This window comes from Paraburkholderia sp. BCC1885 (assembly GCF_900996235.1).
Lineage (GTDB): Bacteria > Pseudomonadota > Gammaproteobacteria > Burkholderiales > Burkholderiaceae > Paraburkholderia.
Genome location: NZ_CAAJGM010000218.1, coordinates 22,600 through 41,960 on the forward strand (window position 1 = coordinate 22,600; position 19,361 = coordinate 41,960).

18 protein-coding genes are annotated in these 19,361 nt (G+C 64.7%); 12 read left to right on the forward strand and 6 right to left on the reverse strand.

The features are described 5' to 3' along the window. Window positions 1-21 precede the first annotated feature (21 nt). The 7 genes from metF (at window position 22) to FQ755_RS24530 (ending at window position 8,114) form a co-directional block, all read left to right on the forward strand. A complete protein-coding gene (gene metF, locus FQ755_RS24500; RefSeq protein ID WP_144157601.1) occupies window positions 22-852 on the forward strand; it encodes a methylenetetrahydrofolate reductase [NAD(P)H] in 831 nt (276 codons plus the stop codon). Between the two features lie 231 nt (window positions 853-1,083). Next, window positions 1,084-2,712, forward strand: a complete 1,629-nt coding sequence (locus FQ755_RS24505) for an ABC transporter substrate-binding protein (protein WP_144157602.1) — start codon at window positions 1,084-1,086, stop codon at window positions 2,710-2,712. A 123-nt stretch (window positions 2,713-2,835) separates the two neighbouring features. After that, entirely contained in the window at window positions 2,836-3,849 is a 1,014-nt protein-coding gene (locus FQ755_RS24510) for an ABC transporter permease subunit (protein ID WP_144157603.1), read from the forward strand. Window positions 3,850-3,983: 134 nt separating this feature from the next. Then, window positions 3,984-4,901: an ABC transporter permease subunit gene (locus FQ755_RS24515; protein WP_144157617.1), complete on the forward strand. Its 918-nt coding sequence runs from the start codon at window positions 3,984-3,986 to the stop codon at window positions 4,899-4,901. Then, complete coding sequence (locus FQ755_RS24520) at window positions 4,902-5,987, forward strand: ABC transporter ATP-binding protein (protein ID WP_260858845.1); 1,086 nt, start codon at window positions 4,902-4,904, stop codon at window positions 5,985-5,987. Then, window positions 5,984-7,003, forward strand: a complete 1,020-nt coding sequence (locus FQ755_RS24525) for a peptide ABC transporter ATP-binding protein (RefSeq protein ID WP_144157604.1) — start codon at window positions 5,984-5,986, stop codon at window positions 7,001-7,003. Before FQ755_RS24520 ends, FQ755_RS24525 begins: the two co-directional genes overlap by 4 nt. Continuing rightward, complete coding sequence (locus FQ755_RS24530; RefSeq protein WP_144157605.1) at window positions 6,996-8,114, forward strand: TraB/GumN family protein; 1,119 nt, start codon at window positions 6,996-6,998, stop codon at window positions 8,112-8,114. Before FQ755_RS24525 ends, FQ755_RS24530 begins: the two co-directional genes overlap by 8 nt. A 93-nt stretch (window positions 8,115-8,207) precedes the next feature. On the opposite strand, the gene FQ755_RS24535 is transcribed toward FQ755_RS24530, so the two are convergent. The 5 genes from FQ755_RS24535 to pxpB all read right to left on the reverse strand — a co-directional run bounded on the left by FQ755_RS24535 (window position 8,208) and on the right by pxpB (window position 12,588). Continuing rightward, complete coding sequence (locus FQ755_RS24535) at window positions 8,208-9,164, reverse strand: DUF979 domain-containing protein (protein ID WP_144157606.1); 957 nt, start codon at window positions 9,162-9,164, stop codon at window positions 8,208-8,210. Continuing rightward, window positions 9,161-9,907: a DUF969 domain-containing protein gene (locus FQ755_RS24540; RefSeq protein ID WP_144157607.1), complete on the reverse strand. Its 747-nt coding sequence runs from the start codon at window positions 9,905-9,907 to the stop codon at window positions 9,161-9,163. Before FQ755_RS24540 ends, FQ755_RS24535 begins: the two co-directional genes overlap by 4 nt. Window positions 9,908-10,114: 207 nt before the next feature. Continuing rightward, window positions 10,115-10,867, reverse strand: coding sequence for a 5-oxoprolinase subunit PxpA (gene pxpA / locus FQ755_RS24545; protein WP_144157608.1), 753 nt, complete (start codon window positions 10,865-10,867; stop codon window positions 10,115-10,117). Between the two features lie 18 nt (window positions 10,868-10,885). Continuing rightward, the gene (locus tag FQ755_RS24550) at window positions 10,886-11,938 is read right to left on the reverse strand and encodes a biotin-dependent carboxyltransferase family protein (protein WP_144157609.1); all 1,053 of its coding nucleotides are present in this window, start codon (window positions 11,936-11,938) and stop codon (window positions 10,886-10,888) included. After that, on the reverse strand, window positions 11,935-12,588 hold the full coding sequence (gene pxpB, locus FQ755_RS24555; protein WP_144157610.1) for a 5-oxoprolinase subunit PxpB: 654 nt from the start codon (window positions 12,586-12,588) through the stop codon (window positions 11,935-11,937). The genes FQ755_RS24550 and pxpB overlap by 4 nt, the downstream gene beginning before the upstream one ends. A 217-nt stretch (window positions 12,589-12,805) precedes the next feature. On the opposite strand from pxpB, the gene FQ755_RS24560 reads away from it, so the two are divergent. Further along, entirely contained in the window at window positions 12,806-13,318 is a 513-nt protein-coding gene (locus FQ755_RS24560) for a winged helix DNA-binding protein (protein ID WP_144157611.1), read from the forward strand. 47 nt (window positions 13,319-13,365) lie between these two features. Here the strand turns inward: FQ755_RS24560 and FQ755_RS24565 are convergent, their stop codons facing one another. Continuing rightward, on the reverse strand, window positions 13,366-13,971 hold the full coding sequence (locus FQ755_RS24565) for a 5-formyltetrahydrofolate cyclo-ligase (RefSeq protein ID WP_260858846.1): 606 nt from the start codon (window positions 13,969-13,971) through the stop codon (window positions 13,366-13,368). Window positions 13,972-13,991: 20 nt separating this feature from the next. Between FQ755_RS24565 and FQ755_RS24570 the strand changes: the two genes are divergently transcribed. From FQ755_RS24570 to FQ755_RS24585, 4 genes are all read left to right on the forward strand, one after another. Then, complete coding sequence (locus FQ755_RS24570; RefSeq protein ID WP_144157612.1) at window positions 13,992-15,959, forward strand: lytic transglycosylase domain-containing protein; 1,968 nt, start codon at window positions 13,992-13,994, stop codon at window positions 15,957-15,959. Window positions 15,960-16,033: 74 nt separating this feature from the next. Continuing rightward, complete coding sequence (locus tag FQ755_RS24575; protein WP_144157613.1) at window positions 16,034-16,987, forward strand: complex I NDUFA9 subunit family protein; 954 nt, start codon at window positions 16,034-16,036, stop codon at window positions 16,985-16,987. A 24-nt stretch (window positions 16,988-17,011) separates the two neighbouring features. Next, window positions 17,012-17,659 (forward strand): glutathione S-transferase family protein, encoded by a 648-nt coding sequence (locus FQ755_RS24580; RefSeq protein WP_144157614.1) that lies wholly within the window; start codon window positions 17,012-17,014, stop codon window positions 17,657-17,659. After that, window positions 17,656-18,891 (forward strand): multifunctional CCA addition/repair protein, encoded by a 1,236-nt coding sequence (locus tag FQ755_RS24585; RefSeq protein WP_144157615.1) that lies wholly within the window; start codon window positions 17,656-17,658, stop codon window positions 18,889-18,891. Before FQ755_RS24580 ends, FQ755_RS24585 begins: the two co-directional genes overlap by 4 nt. Window positions 18,892-19,361: the final 470 nt, after the last annotated feature.

Sequence of the window (19,361 nt, forward strand, 5' to 3'; positions counted from 1 at the left end):
TTTTAGAAAGGCGATCGGGTCATGAATGCGCTCGAACTTTCATTTGAATTTTTCCCGCCCAAGACGGCGGACGGCGTCGAGAAGCTGCGCGCCACGCGTGCGCAACTCGCCCCGCTGAAGCCGAAATTCGTTTCGGTGACTTTCGGCGCGGGCGGCTCGACGCAGCGCGGCACGCTCGATACCGTCGTCGATATGGCGAAGGACGGGCTGCAGGCGGCGCCGCATCTGTCGTGCATCGGTTCGTCGAAGGAAAGCCTGCGGGCGATTCTCAACGAGTACCGCGCGCATGGCATCCGCCATATCGTCGCTCTGCGCGGCGATCTGCCGTCCGGCATGGGCGAAGTGGGCGAGCTGCGTTACGCGTCGGAACTGGTGAGCTTTATTCGCGCCGAGTTCGGCGACTGGTTCTGGATCGAAGTGGCCGGCTATCCGGAATACCATCCGCAGTCGCGTTCGCCGCGTCAGGATCTGGAGAACTTCGCCCGCAAGGTGAAGGCCGGCGCCAATTCGGCGATCACGCAATACTTCTTCAACGCGGATGCGTATTTCCGTTTCGTCGACGACGCACGCAAGCTCGGCGTCGAGGTGCCGATCGTGCCCGGCATCATGCCGATCACGAACTTCTCGCAGCTGATGCGTTTCTCCGAGATGTGCGGCGCGGAAGTGCCACGCTGGGTGGCGCGCCGGCTCGAAAGCTACGGCGACGACCGCGAAGCAATTCGCGCCTTCGGGCTGGATGTGGTCACGGACCTGTGCCGGCGTCTCACCGATGCGGGCGTGCCGGGGCTGCATTTCTACACGCTCAACAATGCGGCGGCCACGAGAGCCATTTGCGACCGCTTGGGCGCATAAGCATCAAAGCCCGCGCGGCCGGCTGCGCGGCTCTCCTTTCTGGTCTGCGGACTAAGCCCTTGGGCGCCGGCGCCCGAATACCTGTCATCCGGACACTGACGGACTTCGACTTCTGCCTCACAGCCGCTTCCGATCACGACCACAAGGAATTTCCTCCGCTTGTTGCTGCGCGCTATGCTCAAGTAATATCGCGCTACGCTGGTGTAAGCCGGCATTGAACCTGGAGGAAACATGAAGCAAAACAATCTGTTGCGCGCCGCGCGGAGCGCCTCGCTCGTCGCCGCTGCAGCGGTTTCGATGGTGGGCGCGAATGTCGCGCGTGCCGAGATTCCGAATAAAACCCTGGTCTACTGCTCAGAAGGCAGCCCTGCGGGTTTCGATCCGGCCCAATACACCACGGGTACCGACTTCACCGCCAACACGTTCACTGTCTATAACCGCCTCGTCGAATTCGAGCGTGGCGGCACCAAGGTCGAGCCGGGCCTTGCCGAAAGCTGGGATGTCTCGCCGGACGGCAAGACTTACACGTTCCATCTGCGCCACGGCGTCAAGTTCCAGACAACCGCTTACTTCAAGCCGAGCCGCGAATTCAATGCGGACGACGTCGTGTTCACCTTCACGCGCATGCTCGATCCGGCCATGCCGTTCAACAAGGCTTATCCGGCGCAGTTCCCGTACTTTACGGACATGGGCCTCGACAAGCTGATCGCGAAGGTCGAAAAGGTCGATCCGTACACCGTGCGCTTCACGCTGAAGGAAGTGAACGCACCCTTCATCCAGAACATGGCGATGGAATTCGCCTCGATCCAGTCGGCCGAGTATGCGGATTCGCTGCTCAAGGCCGGCAAGGCCGCCGATCTGAACCAGAAGCCGGTTGGCACGGGTCCGTTCATTTTCCGTAGTTATACGAAGGATGCGACGATCCGCTTCGACGGCAATCCTGATTATTGGAAGCCGAACGACGTCAAGATCGCGAAGCTGATCTTCGCGATCACGCCAGATGCCGGCGTGCGCGTGCAGAAGCTCAAGCGCGACGAATGCCAGGTGATGAGCTATCCGCGTCCGGCCGACATCGCGCCGCTGAAGTCGGAAGCCAGCGTGGCGATGCCGTCGCAACCGGGCTTCAACCTCGGCTATCTGTCGTACAACATCCAGCACAAGCCGCTCGACAAGCTCGAAGTGCGCGAGGCGCTGGACATGGCGATCAACAAGAAAGCGATCATCGATTCCGTCTACCAGGGCGCGGGCCAGTCGGCCACCAATCCGATGCCGCCGACCCAATGGTCTTACGACAAGAGCCTGCCGAGCCAGTCTTATGATCCGGAGAAGGCCAAGGCGCTGCTCGCCAAGGCGGGTTTCGCGAGCGGTTTCGACATCACGCTGTGGGCCATGCCGGTGCAGCGTCCGTACAACCCGAACGCGCGGCTGATGTCGGAAATGATCCAGGCGGACTGGGCCAAGATCGGCGTGCGCGCGAAGATCGTCACGTATGAGTGGGGTGAGTACATCAAGCGCGGTCACGCGGGCGAGGACGACTCGATGCTGATTGGCTGGACCGGCGACAATGGCGATCCGGACAACTGGCTCGGCACGCTGCTCGGCTGCGAAGCCATCAACGGCAACAACTACAGCAAGTGGTGCTACAAGCCCTACGACGATCTGATCCAGAAGGGCCGCACGACGATCGATCAGGGCGAGCGCACGAAGATCTACACGCAGGCGCAGCAGATCTTCGCGCAGCAACTGCCGTTCTCGCCGATCGCCCACTCGACGGTGTATCAGCCGGTGAGCAAGAAGGTGATCGACATGCGCATCGAGCCGCTTGGCTACGCGCGCTTCGACGGTGTGGGCGTGCAGTAAGTAAAACTGACGTAGTCCGTTTTTCGCACGGTTAGAAAACTGGTCGAAATGGTCCGGCGACCGGGGTGTCAAGCCCTCGTCGCCGGTTGTGTTTTCCGTTCATCAAGACCATAGGGACGATCCATGTTCCGCTTCGTTTTGCGCCGCATCGGCATGGTGATTCCGACTTTCATCGGCATCACCATTCTTGCGTTTGCGCTCATTCACCTGATACCCGGCGACCCCATCGAAGTGATGATGGGCGAGCGCGGTGTCGACCCGGCGATGCACGCCGCCGCCATGCACCGGCTCGGACTCGACGAGCCGCTGCCGCTGCAATATGCCCACTACCTCGCGCGCGCCGTGCACGGCGACCTCGGCACCTCGATCATCACCAACACCAGCGTGATGGACGAGTTTCTCGCGCGCTTTCCGGCCACGGTCGAACTGTCGATCTGCGCGATGCTGTTTGCGCTGATCATCGGATTGCCGGCCGGCGTGTTCGCGGCGCTCAGGCGCGGCACGGTGGTCGACCACGGCGTGATGGGCACGGCCCTCACCGGCTATTCCATGCCGATCTTCTGGTGGGGCTTGATCCTCATCATGCTGTTTTCGGTGAAGCTCGGCTGGACCCCGGTGTCGGGCCGCATCGCGGTGGAATACGACATTCCGCACGTCACCGGTTTCATGCTGATCGACTCGTTGCTGCCGGGCAGCGACGAAGGCGCGTTCAGGTCGGCGCTGAGCCATCTGATTCTGCCGGCCATCGTGCTCGGCACGATTCCGCTGGCGGTGGTGGCGCGCATGACACGCTCGTCGATGCTCGAAGTGCTGCGCGAGGACTACATCCGCACCGCGCGCGCCAAGGGCCTGCCGCCGGCGCGCGTGATCGTCGTGCATGCGTTGCGTAACGCGCTGATTCCTGTGGTGACCGTGATCGGTTTGCAGGTGGGTACGCTGCTCGCCGGCGCCGTGCTGACCGAGACGCTGTTCTCGTGGCCGGGCATCGGCAAATGGCTGATCGATGCGATCAGCCGGCGCGATTACCCGGTCGTGCAGGGCGGTATCCTGCTGATTGCCACACTCGTGATCGTCGTGAATCTGATCGTCGATCTGTTGTACGGCGTGTTGAATCCGCGCATTCGCCATACGAGGTAAAAGAATCATGTACCCCCACGCTCACATTCGTTCGCTGTCGACCGGAGCTGGCGCTTTAGCGCTTGCTCCGGTCCCATGCAGCGCCCCCCAGAGGGGGCGCATGCCGCCCTTGAGGCGGCTCGGCGGGAGACATGATGGCTGACATTCAAAACACCGTCCCCACGTCAGTCACGCCGCCCAGCGGCCGCGCCCTGGCCGCCCGCGAGTTCTGGGCCAACTTCTCGCGCAACCGCGGCGCGGTCGTCGCGGGTGTGGTCGTGCTGCTGCTGATCGTCGTGGCGATCTTCGCGCCGTGGCTCGCGCCGCACAGCCCGATCGAGCAATACCGCGATTACGTGAAGATTCCGCCCGCCTGGCTCGATGGCGGCAACTGGAAGTTCGTCCTCGGCACCGACGAAGCGGGCCGCGACATGCTGTCCCGTCTGATGTACGGCGCGCGCCTGTCGTTCTGGATCGGCTTTGTTTCGGTGGTGCTGGCGCTGATTCCGGGCGTCGTGCTCGGGCTGATTGCGGCCTTCTTCGAGAAGTGGGCCGACACGCCGATCATGCGCGTCATGGACGTGCTGCTCGCGCTGCCTTCGCTGCTGCTGGCGGTGGCGGTGGTGGCGATCATCGGCCCGGGGCTTTTCAATACCATGTTCGCCATTGCCATCGTGGCGCTGCCAGGCTATGTGCGTCTGTCGCGCGCGTCGGCGCTCGGCGAACTGCAGAAGGAATACGTGACGGCCTCGCGGGTGGCGGGCGCGGGCACGCTGCGGCTGATGTTCTCGCAGGTGCTGCCTAACTGCACCGCGCCGCTGATCGTGCAGGCGACGCTCGGTTTTTCGTCGGCGATTCTCGATGCGGCCGCGCTCGGCTTCCTCGGCCTCGGCGTGCAACCGCCGGCAGCGGAGTGGGGCGCCATGCTCGCCTCGGCGCGCGACTATATCGATAACGCGTGGTGGATCGTGACCTTGCCGGGTCTCGCCATCGTGATCTCGGTGCTGGCGATCAACCTGCTCGGCGACGGACTGCGCGACGCGCTCGACCCCAAACTGAAGCGGATGGCATAAATGGAACAATCCCCACGTTCATTTCATTCGCTGCCCGCCGAAGGAGCCGCTCCGCCGGCTTCGGACGGCCGTTCGCGTGCTGGCCAGAAACTGCTCACCATCCGCAACCTGGCGGTGAATTTCAACGGCCTGCCGGCTGTCGACCGTATCAACCTGGACGTGGCGCCGGGCGAAGTGGTCGGCGTGGTGGGCGAATCCGGCTCGGGCAAGAGCGTGACGATGATGGCGCTGATGGGCCTGATCGACGCGCCCGGCAAGGTGAGCGCCGACGAAGTCAGCTTCGACGGCACCGATCTGCTGAAAGCGTCGCCGAAGCAACGCCGCAAGATTATCGGCAAAGACATCGCGATGGTGTTTCAGGACGCGCTGACCAGCCTGAATCCGAGCTACACCGTCGGCTATCAGATCAAGGAAGTGCTGAAGCTGCATGAGGGCTTGCGCGGCGCCGCGCTGCAGCAGCGCGCGCTGGAACTGCTCGACCAGGTCGGCATTCCCGATGCGAAAAGCCGCATTGAGTCGTTTCCGCATCAGATGTCGGGCGGGATGAACCAGCGTGTGATGATTGCGATGGCCGTCGCCTGCAATCCGAAGCTGCTGATTGCCGACGAGCCCACCACGGCGCTCGACGTGACGATCCAGGCGCAGATCATGGAACTGCTGGTGAAGTTGCAGAAGGAACGCGGCATGGCGCTGGTGCTGATCTCGCACGATCTGGCGGTGGTGTCGGAGGTGGCGCAGCGCGTGGCCGTCATGTATGCGGGCGAGATCATCGAGACCAACCGGGTGCCGGATATTTTTGCCGCGCCGCATCACCCGTACACGGAAGCGTTGCTGGCGGCGATTCCCGAGCACAATGTCGGCGCGGTGCGCCTCGCGGCGTTGCCGGGCATGGTGCCGGGCCGCGACGACCGGCCCAAAGGCTGTCTGTTCGCGCCGCGCTGCAAGTACGTGGTGGACGACTGCACCAGGGCGCGGCCCGCGCTGGCGCCGTTGCAAGGTCATCCGGAGATAACCAGGGTACGCTGTATCAAGCCGCTGAACCTCACCGGCGACGCGAACATCCACACCCACGGAGGCGCACGATGAATGCAGTACCCGAAATGCGCCGCCAGACGGGGCCGGCGGGCGATCACGTGCTGGTCGCCGACCAGCTCGCGCGGCACTACCCGGTGCGGCGCGGCATGTTCGGCCACGGCACGGTGAAGGCGTTGAACGGCGTGTCGTTTTCGCTTGAGCGCGGCAAGACGCTGGCGGTGGTCGGCGAATCCGGTTGCGGCAAGTCGACGCTGGCGCGCCAGTTGACGATGATCGAAGGGCCGACGGCCGGCCGTCTCCTGATCGACGGCGAGGACGTGGCCGGCGCCGATCGCGCGAAGGTCGCCGCGTTGCGCCGGCGCGTGCAGATGGTGTTCCAGAACCCGTTTGCGTCGTTGAATCCGCGCAAGACCGTCGAGCAGACGCTCGGCGAGCCGCTTGCCATCAACACGCAACTGGACGCCGGCGAGCGCGCCGAGCGGATCGCGCAGATGATGCGCACGGTCGGCCTGCGGCCGGAGCACGCCCAGCGCTATCCGCATATGTTTTCGGGCGGCCAGCGGCAGCGCGTGGCGATCGCGCGGGCGATGATTCTCGATCCGCAGATCGTCGTCGCCGACGAGCCTGTGTCCGCGCTCGACGTGTCGATCCAGGCGCAGATCCTCAATCTGTTCATGGATCTGCAGGAGCAGTTCAAGACCAGCTACGTGTTCATCTCGCACAATCTCTCGGTGGTGGAGCACATTGCCGACGACGTGATGGTGATGTACTTCGGCGGCGTGGTCGAACTCGGCGACAAGAAGCGGATTTTCAGCAATCCGCGCCATCCGTACACGCGGGCGTTGATGTCGGCGACGCCCTCGATCTTCGAGGCCGATCGCAGCATCAAGATCAAGCTGCAGGGCGAGATGCCGTCGCCGCTCAATCCGCCCTCGGGCTGCACGTTCCATCAGCGCTGTCCGTATGCGATCGAGCGCTGCCGCAGCGAGGAACCGAAGCTGCGCGAGGTGGATGGGCGTCAGGTGTCGTGCCATCGTGCCGAGGAGGTGGGGGAAATGGATGCCTGAAGCGTCGGCGGCGCGTCGTCCTGCGCGCCGCCTGCGTGAAGGCGGCCGCCGCGCCGTGTTCGCGCGGCGCCGGCGAGCCTGGCTGCTCGGTTGCGCGGCGTTTGCCTGCTTTCTGACCGGCTCGGCCGTGCCGGTGACCACGGCCTTCGCGGCCGGCGCGACCGGCAATCCGCCCGGTTCCTCCAATACGCTGGGCCGGCCGCGCACCACCCTGCCCGGTTTCAATCCTCCGCCCGCCAATCCGGGTACGACGGCAAGCGGTCCGGTGCGCGGGCAGCCGGCGCATATGCCGTTTTATGTCGCGACGCGCGGCTCGACCACCCTCTACATTCTCGGCACGCTGCATGTCGGCGATCCGGCGGACTATCCGCCGAACAAGCCGTTTCGTCCGCAGATTCTGGCCGCGCTCGCCGCCTCGCCGACCCTCGCGCTGGAACTGTCGCCGGATGACCTGCTGGTGTCGCAGGACGATGTGTCGAAATACGGCGTGTGCCGCAGCGCGTGCCTGCCCACTTATTTGCCGCAATCGCTGTGGCACAAGCTCGAAGTCCGTCTGCGCGACAATCCGGCCGCGCTCGACGAGATCAAGCGAATGCGGCCCTGGCTCGCTTCGCTGCTGGTGGAAACCTACGATTCGCTGAGCGCGGGCTTGCAGACCGAATACGGCACCGAGGCGCAGTTGCAGAACGTCTATCTGCGCACGCGCGGCAAGCTGGTCGGCCTCGAGACGCTCGGGGAGCAGATGCGCGCGTTCACGAGCCTGTCGTCGGCGCAGCAGCGCGAGATGCTGGCGCAGGATCTGGTGCAGACGCCGGCGGGCAACCTCGCGGACGTGCAGACTTTGCACCGGCTCTGGCAGGTGGGCGACGCCGACGCGATCGCCGCATGGCAGGCGGCCAAGTCCGAGGTGCTGGCGCGCGACAAGCGGGTCTCGGACTCGATCGACAACAAGATCGTGTACGAACGCAACCGCCGTTTCGTCACGCGGATGCTGCTGATCGCCGCGCCGAACAAGCCGGTGTTCGTGGCCATTGGCGCGTTGCACCTGGGCGGCCCGAAAGGCGTGCTGCAATTGCTGAGGCAGCATGGGTTCGTGGTGGAGCCGGGGTGACGACCTGACGGCGGTGAGGCCGGCTTGTCGCGAAAAGACGCCAGAGCCGGCCGTGGGCAAGTTGCACGACCCGCGCGGTCCGTCAAAGGAACGTCAGAGGAACATCAGGAAATTCAGCAGGATGATGTTCACCACCAGCATCGACAGCGCCGTGGGCACCTGTGCCTTGATCACGGCGTTCTTGTCCGGCAGTTCGAGCAGCGCCACCGGGACCATGTTGAAGTTCGCGGCCATCGGCGTCATCAGCGTGCCGCAGTAGCCCGAGAACATGCCGATTGCCACCATCACGGCCGGATTGCCGTGGAATACGCCCACCAGAATCGGCACGCCCACGCCGCCCGTCATCACCGGAAACGCGGCGAAGCCATTGCCCATCACCATTGTGAACACGGCCATGCCGATGCAGTACACGGCGACCGCGACGAACCGGTAGTCGAGATTGATGTAGGCGGTGGTCACGTGTGCGACCGCCTTGCCGACGCCGGCGTCCGAGAACACGAGCCCGAGCATGCCGAGCATCTGCGGCAGCACGGCGGCCCACGACAAGGCGTCGACGAGACGGCGCGCTTCCTTCATCGACTGGCCGACGGTGTCGCGCGTCATCACGCAGGCCACGCCGAGTGCGATGATGCAGCCGATCGCAAAGCCGATCAGCGTGACGTTTTTTTGCTCGATCAGCGGAGTGCCGCCGAACACCAGATAGCTGGCGGCCAGCGTGATGACGACGGTGACGACCGGAATCGTCAGCGCGGGAATGAACAGCCGGTTGCCGAGGCGTCGGGCGCTCGCCTCGCGAGCCTCCAGCGACAACACCTTGGGCTTGGCCGCCGTCACGCCGCCGAAGCCGGCGATCAGCGCCATGGCAATGACGAGCACGCCGACCACGGCGGGCGGCAGCAGGTCGCCGATCAGAAAAATCAGCGCGTAGAGAATCCAGAAGCCGCCGGCGGTGAGGCGGCGCGGATGGTCCTTATCGGTGAGGATCATGCCGCCGATAATCAGCAGCACGATGCCGAGCAGCCAGAACAGATAGTTGATGGTGAGCGTCATGCCTCGTCTCCCGTCGCCGCCGTCGGGTTCTGCGATGCGGCGCCCGGCGCATTTTTGCCGCGCATCTCGCGTTCGAGCCGGCGGTCGAGCAGGTGCAGCCGGAAGCCGTGGATCAGAAACGCGCAGATGGCCGTGGGGATGCCCCACACGGCGACGTGAATCGGCGCGACCTCGATGCCGGCTTCGCGCAGGAAGGTGGTCATCAGCACGATGGCGCCGAAGGCCACGAAGATGTCTTCGCCGAAGAACAGGCCCACGTTGTCGGTGGCCGCGGCGAACGCGCGCAGGCGGTAGCGCACGGCGTCGGTGAGCTTGCCGTAGCGGCTCTCGGCGGCGCCTTCGGTCATCGGCGCGATCAGCGGACGCACCATCTGCGGATGGCCGCCGAGGCCGGTCAGGCCAATGGCCGCAGTCAATTCGCGGACCAGCAGATAGACGATCAACAGACGCCCGGCAGTGGCGGCCTGGATGCCGGCAATCCACGTTTGGGCCCGCTCACGCAGACCGTGCCGTTCGAGCAGGCCGATCACCGCGAGCGGCAGCAGGATGATCAGCGGGATATTGCGGGTCTTGATAAAACCCGTACCGATGGCGGCGAGGATTTTCTCTGGCGGAAAGTGCGCGGCCAGCGCGGTCACGATCGCGGCGACGGCCACGATCAGCATTGGATTGAAGCGCAGCACAAAACCGAGGATGATCACGGCCACTCCGATGAGCGGCCATAAGTTGACTGCTGTCTGCATCAGGATCTCCAAACAGGGTTGCTAACCTTGCCGCGGGTGGCGGCTAACATGAGGCGGCGTTTTTTGTGCTACGTCGTCTTGCTCTACGCGGCTTCTGGCGGCCACGTCTGGTACGGCACCTGACAAACGCCCCGCGCGGGGCGGGGCGTTGGCCGGCTCAATAGGTCAGTCGCTCCCTGGCCGGCGCTTGCGCGGGCGCGCCTGAGATCAGACGCGCGCCGCGCTGGCCGAGTGAACTTCGATACCGGCGCCTTCGAGCGCGGCGCGGATGCGGCGCGCGAACGCCAATGCATGCGGGCCGTCGCCGTGCAGGCAGATGGTCTGCGCGTTGAGCGGCACCCAGCGGCCGTCCACCGCCTGTACGCGCTGCTCGCGCACCATCGCGAGCGTGCGTTCGAGCACCTCGTTTTCGTCGTCGAGCAGCGCGCCGGGGTCTTTGCGCGGCACGAGCGAGCCGTCGGCGCGATAGCCGCGATCGGCGAACACCTCTTCGATGGCGGTCAGGCCGGCTTCGCGCGCAGCCGTCACGAGGCCGCTATTGGCGAGCGCGAACACCGCCACCGACGGATCGAAGTCGTGTACGGCCGAGACGATTGCATCGGCGATCATCGGGTCGCGCGCCGCCTGGTTGTAGAGCGCGCCGTGCGGCTTGACGTGCGCGATGCGGCCGCCCTCGGCCTGGGCGATCGCCGAAAGCGCGCCAAGCTGGTACAGCACGCCGGCGTAAATCTCGCCGGCGGGCAGATCCATCTCTTTGCGGCCGAAGTTTTCCGGGTCGTTGAAGCTCGGATGCGCGCCGATCGACACGCCTTTTTTGACGGCCCAGCGCACGCAGTCATGCATCGCGTTGGCGCCGCCCGCGTGCCAGCCGCACGCAATGTTGGCCGAGCTGACGAGATCGAGCAGCGCCTCGTCGGAGCCACAACCTTCGCCGAGATCGGCATTCAAATCGATTTCCATGGTGTCCTCTACTTGGTCTTACGACGCTGCCGATGCCGGTTGGCGCGCGCAGCGTTCCTCATGCATCGTGATCGCGGCATCGATCTGCCGCAGATACGCCCGTTCTTCCAGCAATGCTTGCCGCGCCTCTTGGGGCGTGGTCGGTATAAAACGAATCGCGCCGTTCAGACGCACCTGGGCGAGCTTCCACAGATCGGCCTGGATGACCGCGCCGATCTTCGGATAGCCGCCGGTGGTCTGCGCGTCGCTCAGCAAAACGATAGGCTGGCCGTTCGGCGGCACCTGGATCGTGCCCGGCAGCACCGCGTGCGACAACAGATCGGTCGTGTGCGTGCGCTGGAGTTCCGTGCCGGCGAGCCGGTAACCCATGCGGTTGCTGTTCGGCGTGACGAGCCATTCGTCCGACCAGAACGCCTCCTGGGCGCTGAGCGGAAACTGGTCGTATTCGGGGCCTTGCAGCACGCGGATCGGCACGGCCCAGGCCACGCCGGACGGGTGCCGGCCGCGCCGCAGCGGCTCGTGGACCAGCACGAACTTGCACCACGCAGGCGCTTTCACGCCGAATTCAGGCGCCTGCGGGCTGAAGCCGGAGCCGGCTCGCTGCGTGGGAACGCCGACCGGCAGCCGGTCGCCGTCACGCAGCGCGCGGCCGCCGAGGCCGCCGAACTGGCCGGCGAGATCGGTGCTGCGCGAGCCGAGCATGGGCAGCACGTCGATGCCGCCGGCGATGCACACATAGCCGCGCATGCCGCGCTTCGCCGCCTGCAGCGTCAGTTCCTGGCCGGCTTGCACGGGCAGGCTCCACCACGAATAAACCGGCTTGCCGTCGAGCGTGGCGCCGAATTCCGTGCCGGTGATGGCGATGCGGGTGGCGCGCGGAAAGCGTAGCACGGTCGGCCCGAAGGTGATTTCGAGGCAGGCGGCATCCGGCCGGTTGCCGACGAGGCGGTTGCCCACCTCGAGCGACAGCCGGTCGAGCGCGCCGCCCAGCGCCACGCCGAGATGCCGGTAGCCTTGCCGTCCGAGATCCTGGACCGTGGTCAAAAGACCTGCGCGAATCACGTCGATCATGCCGCGATCCCCGCCACGGTGAAGCGCACCCGGTCGCCCGGTTGCAGCAGGGTGGGCGGCGTGCGCGCCGGATCGAACAGCGGCACCGAGGTACGGCCGATCAGTTGCCAGCCGCCTGGCGAGGTGGCCGGATACACGCCGGTCTGCTCGCCGCCGATGCCCACCGACCCGGCCGGCACTTCGACCCGCGGCGACGCGCGGCGCGGCGTGTGCAGCGCCGCGTCGAGGCCGCCCATGTAGGCGAAACCGGGCTGAAAGCCGAGGAAGAACACCACGTATTCGCCAGCCGAATGACGTTCGACCACTTCTTGCGCCGACAACCCCGTGTGACGGGCCACATCCTGCAGATCCGGGCCGAATTCGCCGCCGTACTGGACCGGAATCTCGACTTCGCGGCCGCCCAGCGGGGCTTTGGCGGCGGCGTCCCATGCCTTTTGCAACTGGCCGGCGAGCGCCTCGCTATCGGCTTCCAGGGGATCGAATACGAGCGTCAGGTTGTTCATGCCAGGCACCACTTCGAGCACGTGCGGCCAGCCGCGCGCCGCCTCGGCGGCCGCCCAGATGCGCCGCTGGCAGTCGAGCGTGGCGGGCGCGGGCGCCTCGCACACTAGCGCGGTGTCGCCGAAACGAAAGATTCGTGGTTGCGTCATTGCGGCTTCTTTGGGTTGGACCGGATACCTTGCCGATGGGGCAATTGGCACCGCTCATCACTGGTTATCGGCACGAGGAGCGTCATCCATAATGGATAGACTACATTCTCAATAAAATATCGACAATTTATCAATAAGAGTTTGTGCCAGGCTCCCGGAAAAGAGGCGCGCGTCGTACACTGCGAGCACTTCTATCTGTGCATCGGGAACATCCGTCATGTCGCGTCAACCGACCAAAATCGTCTCCTCCGAACATCTCGTTTCGGAATCCAGCGCGGAGCTGTCGGAGTTCGAGTACGGGCTCATCATGGTGGGCAACGCGTTCAACCGCTGGATGGTGCGGTGCATGTCGGCGGCGGGCGAGAAGGACATGACCGCGATCGAGGTGTCGCTGCTGCACCACGTGAGCCATCGCGAGCGCCGCAAGAAACTCGCTGACATCTGTTTCGTGCTCAACATCGAGGACACCCACGTCGCCACCTATGCGCTGAAGAAGCTGGTAGCTAGAGGGTATGTAAAAAGCGAAAAGACCGGCAAGGAAGTGTTTTTTTCGGCCACCCAGGGCGGGCGCGATCTGTGTCTGAAGTACCGGGAAGTGCGCGAAAGCTGCCTGATCGCCACGCTCAAGGAAAGCGGGCTGACCAACGAGCAGATTGGCGAGGCCGCGCAACTGATGCGCAACGCCTCGGGCCTGTACGACACGGCCGCGCGGGCGGCGGCGTCGCTGTGAGTTTTTTGCGCGCCCGGTCTTCGGGTGGCTTGCGCGCGGCCGGTTAGCTAACCTTGCGGTTCTTGGCGAGGATAGCAGTCGGCCTCGGTGACGATCATGTCGAGCGGGATGTCGTGCGCTTCGCGCTGCAGCGTCCCGATGCGGCAGGCTTCGTAAGCCACGCCCACGGTGACGGGCTTCGCCTCACCGGGCCACGCCGCCAGCGTGCGATCGTAATAGCCGCCGCCGTAGCCGAGCCGATAGCCTTCGGCATCGAAGCCGACACACGGCACGAACAGCAGATCGGGCACCACCACGTTTTGCGGGACCGGCTCGGGAATCCGGTGATGGCCGATTTTCATTGGCGTATCTGGCGTCCACGCGTGAAACTCCAGTGCCTCGCCGCGCTGCCGGACCACCGGCAGACTCGCCACGCGCTGCTTGCCGGGCGCGAGCCAGACGGCGATGGCGGCGCGGGCGTCGAACTCGCCGGTTAGCGGCCAGTAAAACCCCACACAGGCCGGTTTGTAATGACTGAGCGCAGCGAGCAAACGGCGGCTCAACGCCTGCGTGGCGGCAGGCCCGAGAGCCGCATGCAGACGTGTTTCCAGCAGTGTTTTGCGGAGCGCGTTTTTCGATTCCGAGATGGGGTTGCGTGCTATGCTTGGGCTCAATTCGCGCTCCAGAAACAACGATGTCAAAACGCCTCTTTCGAGTATATCGCGCGGCCGGTCTTGCGCTTGCCGCTGCGGCACTCGTCGCGTGCAGCACGGCCTCGGCCGTCAAGCCCGTCCCGCTTTCGCAGCTTTCCAACGACGACCAGACTTTTGTGCAGCTCCGTGAGGCGGCGCGCAATAACGACGCCGGCCGCGCAGCCCAACTGGCGGCGATGATTCCGGATTACCCGGCGCCGGGCTATGTGGATTATTTCCAGCTCAAGCCGCAACTGTTCGATTCGAGCGGGCATCCGCGCGTCGACGCGCCGGACACCGAGGTGCTGTCGTTCCTGCAGAAGTACGACGGCCAGGCGATCGCCGACAGGCTGCGCAACGACTATCTCGTCGTGCTCGGCGCGCGTCACGACTGGAACAACTTCGACCAGCAATACGCGCGCTTTGTCCTCAACGACGATACTCAGGTCAAGTGCTACGCGCTCGAATCGCGCGCGGCGCATGGCGAGAACGTGGCCGACGCCGCGCGTGCGCTGCTGGTCGAGCCGAAGTGGTATGGCGACGGTTGCGTGGACCTGATCACCGCGCTCGCCACCAACCAGCAGTTCAGCGCCGACGACGTCTGGCAGCAGATCCGCCTCGCTTACGAGCAGAATTACACCAACACCGGCAGCAAATTGCTCGACGCGCTCGGCAACCAGCGCCCCGACCCGGTGCTGTTCGATCAGGCCGCAACCACGCCGCCTTTGCTGCTGGCGCGCGGTGTCGGGCCCGATGCGCAGTCGCATCAACTGGCGCTGCTGGCCATCACGCGCATGGCGCGCAACGACCCGGCCATGGCCGCGGCCACGTTTGCGTCCGTGGCGCCCTCGCTGAGTTCACCGGAGCGGGCTATCGGCTGGGGCACCATTGCCTACCAGGCTGCCGCGAAGCAGATGCCGACCGCCGTGGACTGGTATCGGCTCTCGGCCAATGCGCCGCTGTCGAATCCGGCTTACGAATGGCGTACCCGCACCGCACTGCTGGCCGGCGACTGGACCATGGTGCGCTGGTCGATCGAGCAGATGCCGGCTGCGTTGCGCAGCCAGCCGTCGTGGGTCTACTGGCACGCGCGTGCGCTCAAGGAAGGCGGCGACACGGCGCGGGCCAATCAGGAATTTCTGACAATCGCTTCGGGCTACAACTTCTACGGGCAACTTGCCTCGGAAGATCTGGGTCAGAAGATCACGGTGCCGCCGAAGACCCAGGTGTCGGATGCCGAAGTGCAGCAAGCAGCCAACACGCCGGGCCTCGCGCTTGCGCAACGGTTCTATCAGATGAACCTGCGGCTCGAAGGCAACCGCGAATGGAACTGGCCGCTGCGCACCATGAGCGACCGTCAGCTGATCGCGGTCGCCGAGTACGCGCGCCGTATCGAACTGTACGACCGCACCGTCAACACGGCCGATCGCACGAAGACCGAGCACGATTTCTCGCTGCGCTACCTGTCGCCGTTCCGCGACATTGTCGAGCGCGATGCGCAGACCAACGGGCTCGACGTCGAGTGGGCCTACGGGCTGATCCGTCAGGAATCGCGCTTCATCATGAATGCGCGTTCCGAGGTCGGCGCAAGCGGTCTGATGCAGTTGATGCCGGGCACCGCACAACTGGTGGCGAAGAAGATCGGCCTCGGTCCGATCTCGCGTGAGCAGATGAACGACATCGATACGAACATTCTGCTGGGCACGAACTATCTTTCGATGATCTACAATCAGTTCGACGGGTCCGCCGTGCTTGCCACCGCCGGTTACAACGCCGGTCCGGGCCGTCCGAAGGCGTGGCGCGAGGGGCTGGCGCATCCGGTCGAAGGCGCGATCTTCGCGGAGACCATCCCGTTCAACGAAACCCGCGATTACGTCAAGAATGTGCTGTCCAATACGGTCTACTACGCGGCATTGTTCGAAGGCCGTCCGCAATCGCTGAAGGCGCGTTTGGGTTACATCGCGCCGTAAGCGTCGTGCCGCCGCGTGTCGCGCGGCGGCGCTTCACGCCAGCCGTTGCCGCGGCTTCCACCAGGGAGTCCGAAATGCGACATCAAGCCGTTGCGATCATCGGCGGTTCCGGTTTTATCGGCAGCCATCTCGTCAATTCGCTCGTCGAGCTCGGCAAAGACGTGCGCATCGCGACACGCCGGCGCTACAACGCGCGTCATCTCACGCTGCTGCCTATCGACGTGATCGAAACCGATGTGTTCGATCCGGTCCAGCTCGCAAGCTTCGTCGAGGGCGCCGATGCGGTGATCAATCTGGTGGGCACCCTGCATGGCGGACGCGGTACGCCGTATGGCCCCGAGTTCGCGAGGAACCACGTCGAACTGCCCACGAAGATCGTGGCCGCGTGCGAAGGCAAGGGCGTGCACCGGTTGATCCACATCAGCGCGCTCGGCGCCGATCCGGACGGCCCGAGCATGTACCTGCGCTCCAAGGGCGACGGCGAAAAAGCGGTGCGCGCCTCCAGGCTTGCCACGACGATTTTCCGGCCGTCGGTGGTGTTCGGTCCGGAGGACACGTTCCTCAATCAGTTCGCGTTTTTGCAGCGCGTCTTCCCGGTGATCCCGCTGGCGAGCCCGGACGCGCAATTCCAGCCGGTGTTTGTCGGCGACATTGCGCAGGCAATTGCGAACGTGCTCGATCTCGACGCCGCCAGCGGCCGCACCTACGAACTGGGCGGCCCCACCGTCTACACGCTGGAAGAACTGGTGAAATATTGCGGCGACGCGATCGGCCGTCACGCGCGAATCATCCGGCTACCCGACGCGCTCGCGCGGCTGCAGGCATTTACCTTCGAACTGGCGCCGGGCGAGCCGTTGATCTCGCGCGACAACCTGGATTCGATGAAAACGCCGAGCATCCTGAGCGGGCCGCTCGCGCCCGAACTGGGCATCGAGCCTGCCAGCATCGAAACGATTGCGCCGGTCTATCTGACCGGCGCGTCGCCCCGCTCGCGCTTCAATGCGTTTCGCGCCAGTGCCGGCCGCTGAATTTTTCGCCTCTCTTTACCTCGTATGAAACTCGTAATTGGTGACAAGAACTACTCGTCGTGGTCGATGCGGCCATGGGTGCTGATGAAGCACTTCGGCATCCCGTTCGACGAAGTGTGTGTCCAGATGTACGAAGCCGGTTCGAAGGCCGCGATCCTTGCCCACTCGCCGTCAGGCAAGGTGCCGAGTCTCACGACGGACGACGGCGTGGCCGTGTCGGACTCGCTGGCGATCGCGGAGACGTTGGCCGAGCGCTTCCCGCAGCATGCGCTGTGGCCGCGCGATCCGGCGGCGCGGGGCCACGCGCGCAGCATCAGCGCTGAGATGCATTCGGGCTTCGGCGAGATGCGCGCGAAGATGTGGATGAACATTCGCGCCTCGTTTGCGGGCAAGAATGCGACACCGGGCGCGCTTGCCGATATTGCGCGCATCGACGCGATCTGGCGCGGCTGCATCGAGCAATACGGCGGCCCATTTCTGTTCGGCGAGTTCTGCATTGCGGATGCGATGTATGCGCCTGTCGTGATGCGCTTCAACACGTGGCTGCCGGCGTTGTCCGCGACGGCGGCGGCATATGCCCGGCGCGTGACGCAGCATCCGGCCGTGCATGCCTGGATCGAGGACGCGCTGCACGAGAGCCACGCGATTCCAGTCTACGATACGTGCGCATGAATATCTATGTGGTGGGCGGAGCGATCCGCGATGAATTGCTGGGCGTACCCGTCCAGGACCGCGATTACGTGGTGGTGGGCGCAACCCCCGAGCAGATGGTGGCGCAGGGTTACCGGCCGGTGGGCAAGGATTTCCCGGTGTTCCTGCATCCGCAGACGCACGAGGAATACGCGCTGGCGCGCACCGAGCGCAAGACGGCGGCGGGCTATCACGGCTTCCAGTTCTTCTATGCGCCGGACGTGACGCTGGAGGAAGACCTGGCGCGGCGCGACCTGACGATCAACGCGATGGCGCGCCAGTTACAGCCGGACGGCACGCTGACCGGACCGGTAATCGACCCGTTCAACGGACAGTCCGATTTGCAGGCGCGCGTCTTCCGCCATGTGAGCGACGCGTTTCTCGAAGACCCGGTGCGCATCCTGCGCATCGCGCGCTTTGCTGCGCGCTTCACTGATTTCACGGTTGCGCCGCAGACGCAGGACCTGATGCGCAAGATGGTGGCCGCGGGCGAGGTGGATGCGCTGGTGCCGGAGCGGGTGTGGCAGGAATTGTCACGCGGCCTGATGGAAGCGCGGCCGTCGCGGATGTTCGAGGTGTTGCGCGAATGCGGCGCGCTCGCACGGATTCTGCCGGAGGTCGACGCGCTATGGGGCGTACCGCAGCGCGCCGATTACCACCCGGAGGTGGACACAGGCGTACACGTGATGATGGTGGTGGATCACGCCGCGACGCAGGGATACGCGTTGGCGGTGCGCTTTGCCGCGCTCACGCACGATCTGGGCAAGGCGACGACACCGGAAGACGTGTTGCCGCGGCACATAGGGCACGAGGGACGCAGCGTGGATCTGCTCAAGCCGCTGTGCGAGCGCTTGAGGGTGCCGAATGAATGCCGGGATCTGGCGGTGCTCGTGGCACGCGAGCACGGCAATATTCATCGGGTGATGGAGACGGGCGCCGCTGGCGTTGTGCGTTTGTTGGAGCGTTGCGATGCGCTCAGGAAACCGGCGCGGTTTGCTGAGGCTTTGCAGGCGTGTGAAGCTGATGCGCGCGGGCGCTTGGGGTTCGAGGCTCGGGAGTATCCGCAGGCGGAACGGCTTCGTATTGCGCTTGTGGCTGCGCGGGCTGTTGATGCCGGGGCAGTGGCGCTTGCGCTTGCTGATAGGCCTTCGGCTATTAAGGCTGCTGTGCAGCGGGAGAGGGTTAAGGCGGTTGGGTTGGTTTTGGGGGAGTAGTTTTTTTGTTTGTCTGACTGATGGTTTTTTTTGCCTGCGGCGGCTGGTGGTTTGGTTGTTGTTCTTCTTCTGGCTGTTTTGGCCTTTCCTTGGGTTGGGTTTGCGGGGGAAGGCGGGGCCGGGGCGGGTGGAATGGGCTGAGCGGCTAAACAGACGTTAGGTATCCTACAGAATATGCAGGAGGAGTTATGCCCAACGGCGGGGCGCGCAGCGCAACGCTGGAACGGATGAGCCCTGTGTCATTAGGAGGCGGCGGTGCGAGAGCACATCTCGTGTTGGGCCGTTTCCGGTTGCAAACTAGGATGGCTCACTACGGGCTAGCGGTTGCAGCCCGCTTTCTTTGCTTACTTGTATATTGGTCCCAGTGTCCGGAAACTGATCCTTTCCGTTCACCGGAAGCGGTAGCCCGTTTTGCTTACCGGGGCTCACAGCCCGAAAGAAAGCTGGTGGCGCCGCTTCCACTTACCGCT

What these genes read in the sequence shown, in the direction of transcription:
- metF (WP_144157601.1), top strand. Translation starts at nt 22, where the DNA reads ATGAATGCGCTCGAACTTTCATTTGAATTTTTCCCGCCCAAGACGGCG.
- FQ755_RS24505 (WP_144157602.1), top strand. Translation starts at nt 1,084, where the DNA reads ATGAAGCAAAACAATCTGTTGCGCGCCGCGCGGAGCGCCTCGCTCGTC.
- FQ755_RS24510 (WP_144157603.1), top strand. Translation starts at nt 2,836, where the DNA reads ATGTTCCGCTTCGTTTTGCGCCGCATCGGCATGGTGATTCCGACTTTC.
- FQ755_RS24515 (WP_144157617.1), top strand. Translation starts at nt 3,984, where the DNA reads ATGGCTGACATTCAAAACACCGTCCCCACGTCAGTCACGCCGCCCAGC.
- FQ755_RS24520 (WP_260858845.1), top strand. Translation starts at nt 4,902, where the DNA reads ATGGAACAATCCCCACGTTCATTTCATTCGCTGCCCGCCGAAGGAGCC.
- FQ755_RS24525 (WP_144157604.1), top strand. Translation starts at nt 5,984, where the DNA reads ATGAATGCAGTACCCGAAATGCGCCGCCAGACGGGGCCGGCGGGCGAT.
- FQ755_RS24530 (WP_144157605.1), top strand. Translation starts at nt 6,996, where the DNA reads ATGCCTGAAGCGTCGGCGGCGCGTCGTCCTGCGCGCCGCCTGCGTGAA.
- FQ755_RS24535 (WP_144157606.1), bottom strand. Translation starts at nt 9,164, where the DNA reads ATGACGCTCACCATCAACTATCTGTTCTGGCTGCTCGGCATCGTGCTG.
- FQ755_RS24540 (WP_144157607.1), bottom strand. Translation starts at nt 9,907, where the DNA reads ATGCAGACAGCAGTCAACTTATGGCCGCTCATCGGAGTGGCCGTGATC.
- pxpA (WP_144157608.1), bottom strand. Translation starts at nt 10,867, where the DNA reads ATGGAAATCGATTTGAATGCCGATCTCGGCGAAGGTTGTGGCTCCGAC.
- FQ755_RS24550 (WP_144157609.1), bottom strand. Translation starts at nt 11,938, where the DNA reads ATGATCGACGTGATTCGCGCAGGTCTTTTGACCACGGTCCAGGATCTC.
- pxpB (WP_144157610.1), bottom strand. Translation starts at nt 12,588, where the DNA reads ATGACGCAACCACGAATCTTTCGTTTCGGCGACACCGCGCTAGTGTGC.
- FQ755_RS24560 (WP_144157611.1), top strand. Translation starts at nt 12,806, where the DNA reads ATGTCGCGTCAACCGACCAAAATCGTCTCCTCCGAACATCTCGTTTCG.
- FQ755_RS24570 (WP_144157612.1), top strand. Translation starts at nt 13,992, where the DNA reads ATGTCAAAACGCCTCTTTCGAGTATATCGCGCGGCCGGTCTTGCGCTT.
- FQ755_RS24575 (WP_144157613.1), top strand. Translation starts at nt 16,034, where the DNA reads ATGCGACATCAAGCCGTTGCGATCATCGGCGGTTCCGGTTTTATCGGC.
- FQ755_RS24580 (WP_144157614.1), top strand. Translation starts at nt 17,012, where the DNA reads ATGAAACTCGTAATTGGTGACAAGAACTACTCGTCGTGGTCGATGCGG.
- FQ755_RS24585 (WP_144157615.1), top strand. Translation starts at nt 17,656, where the DNA reads ATGAATATCTATGTGGTGGGCGGAGCGATCCGCGATGAATTGCTGGGC.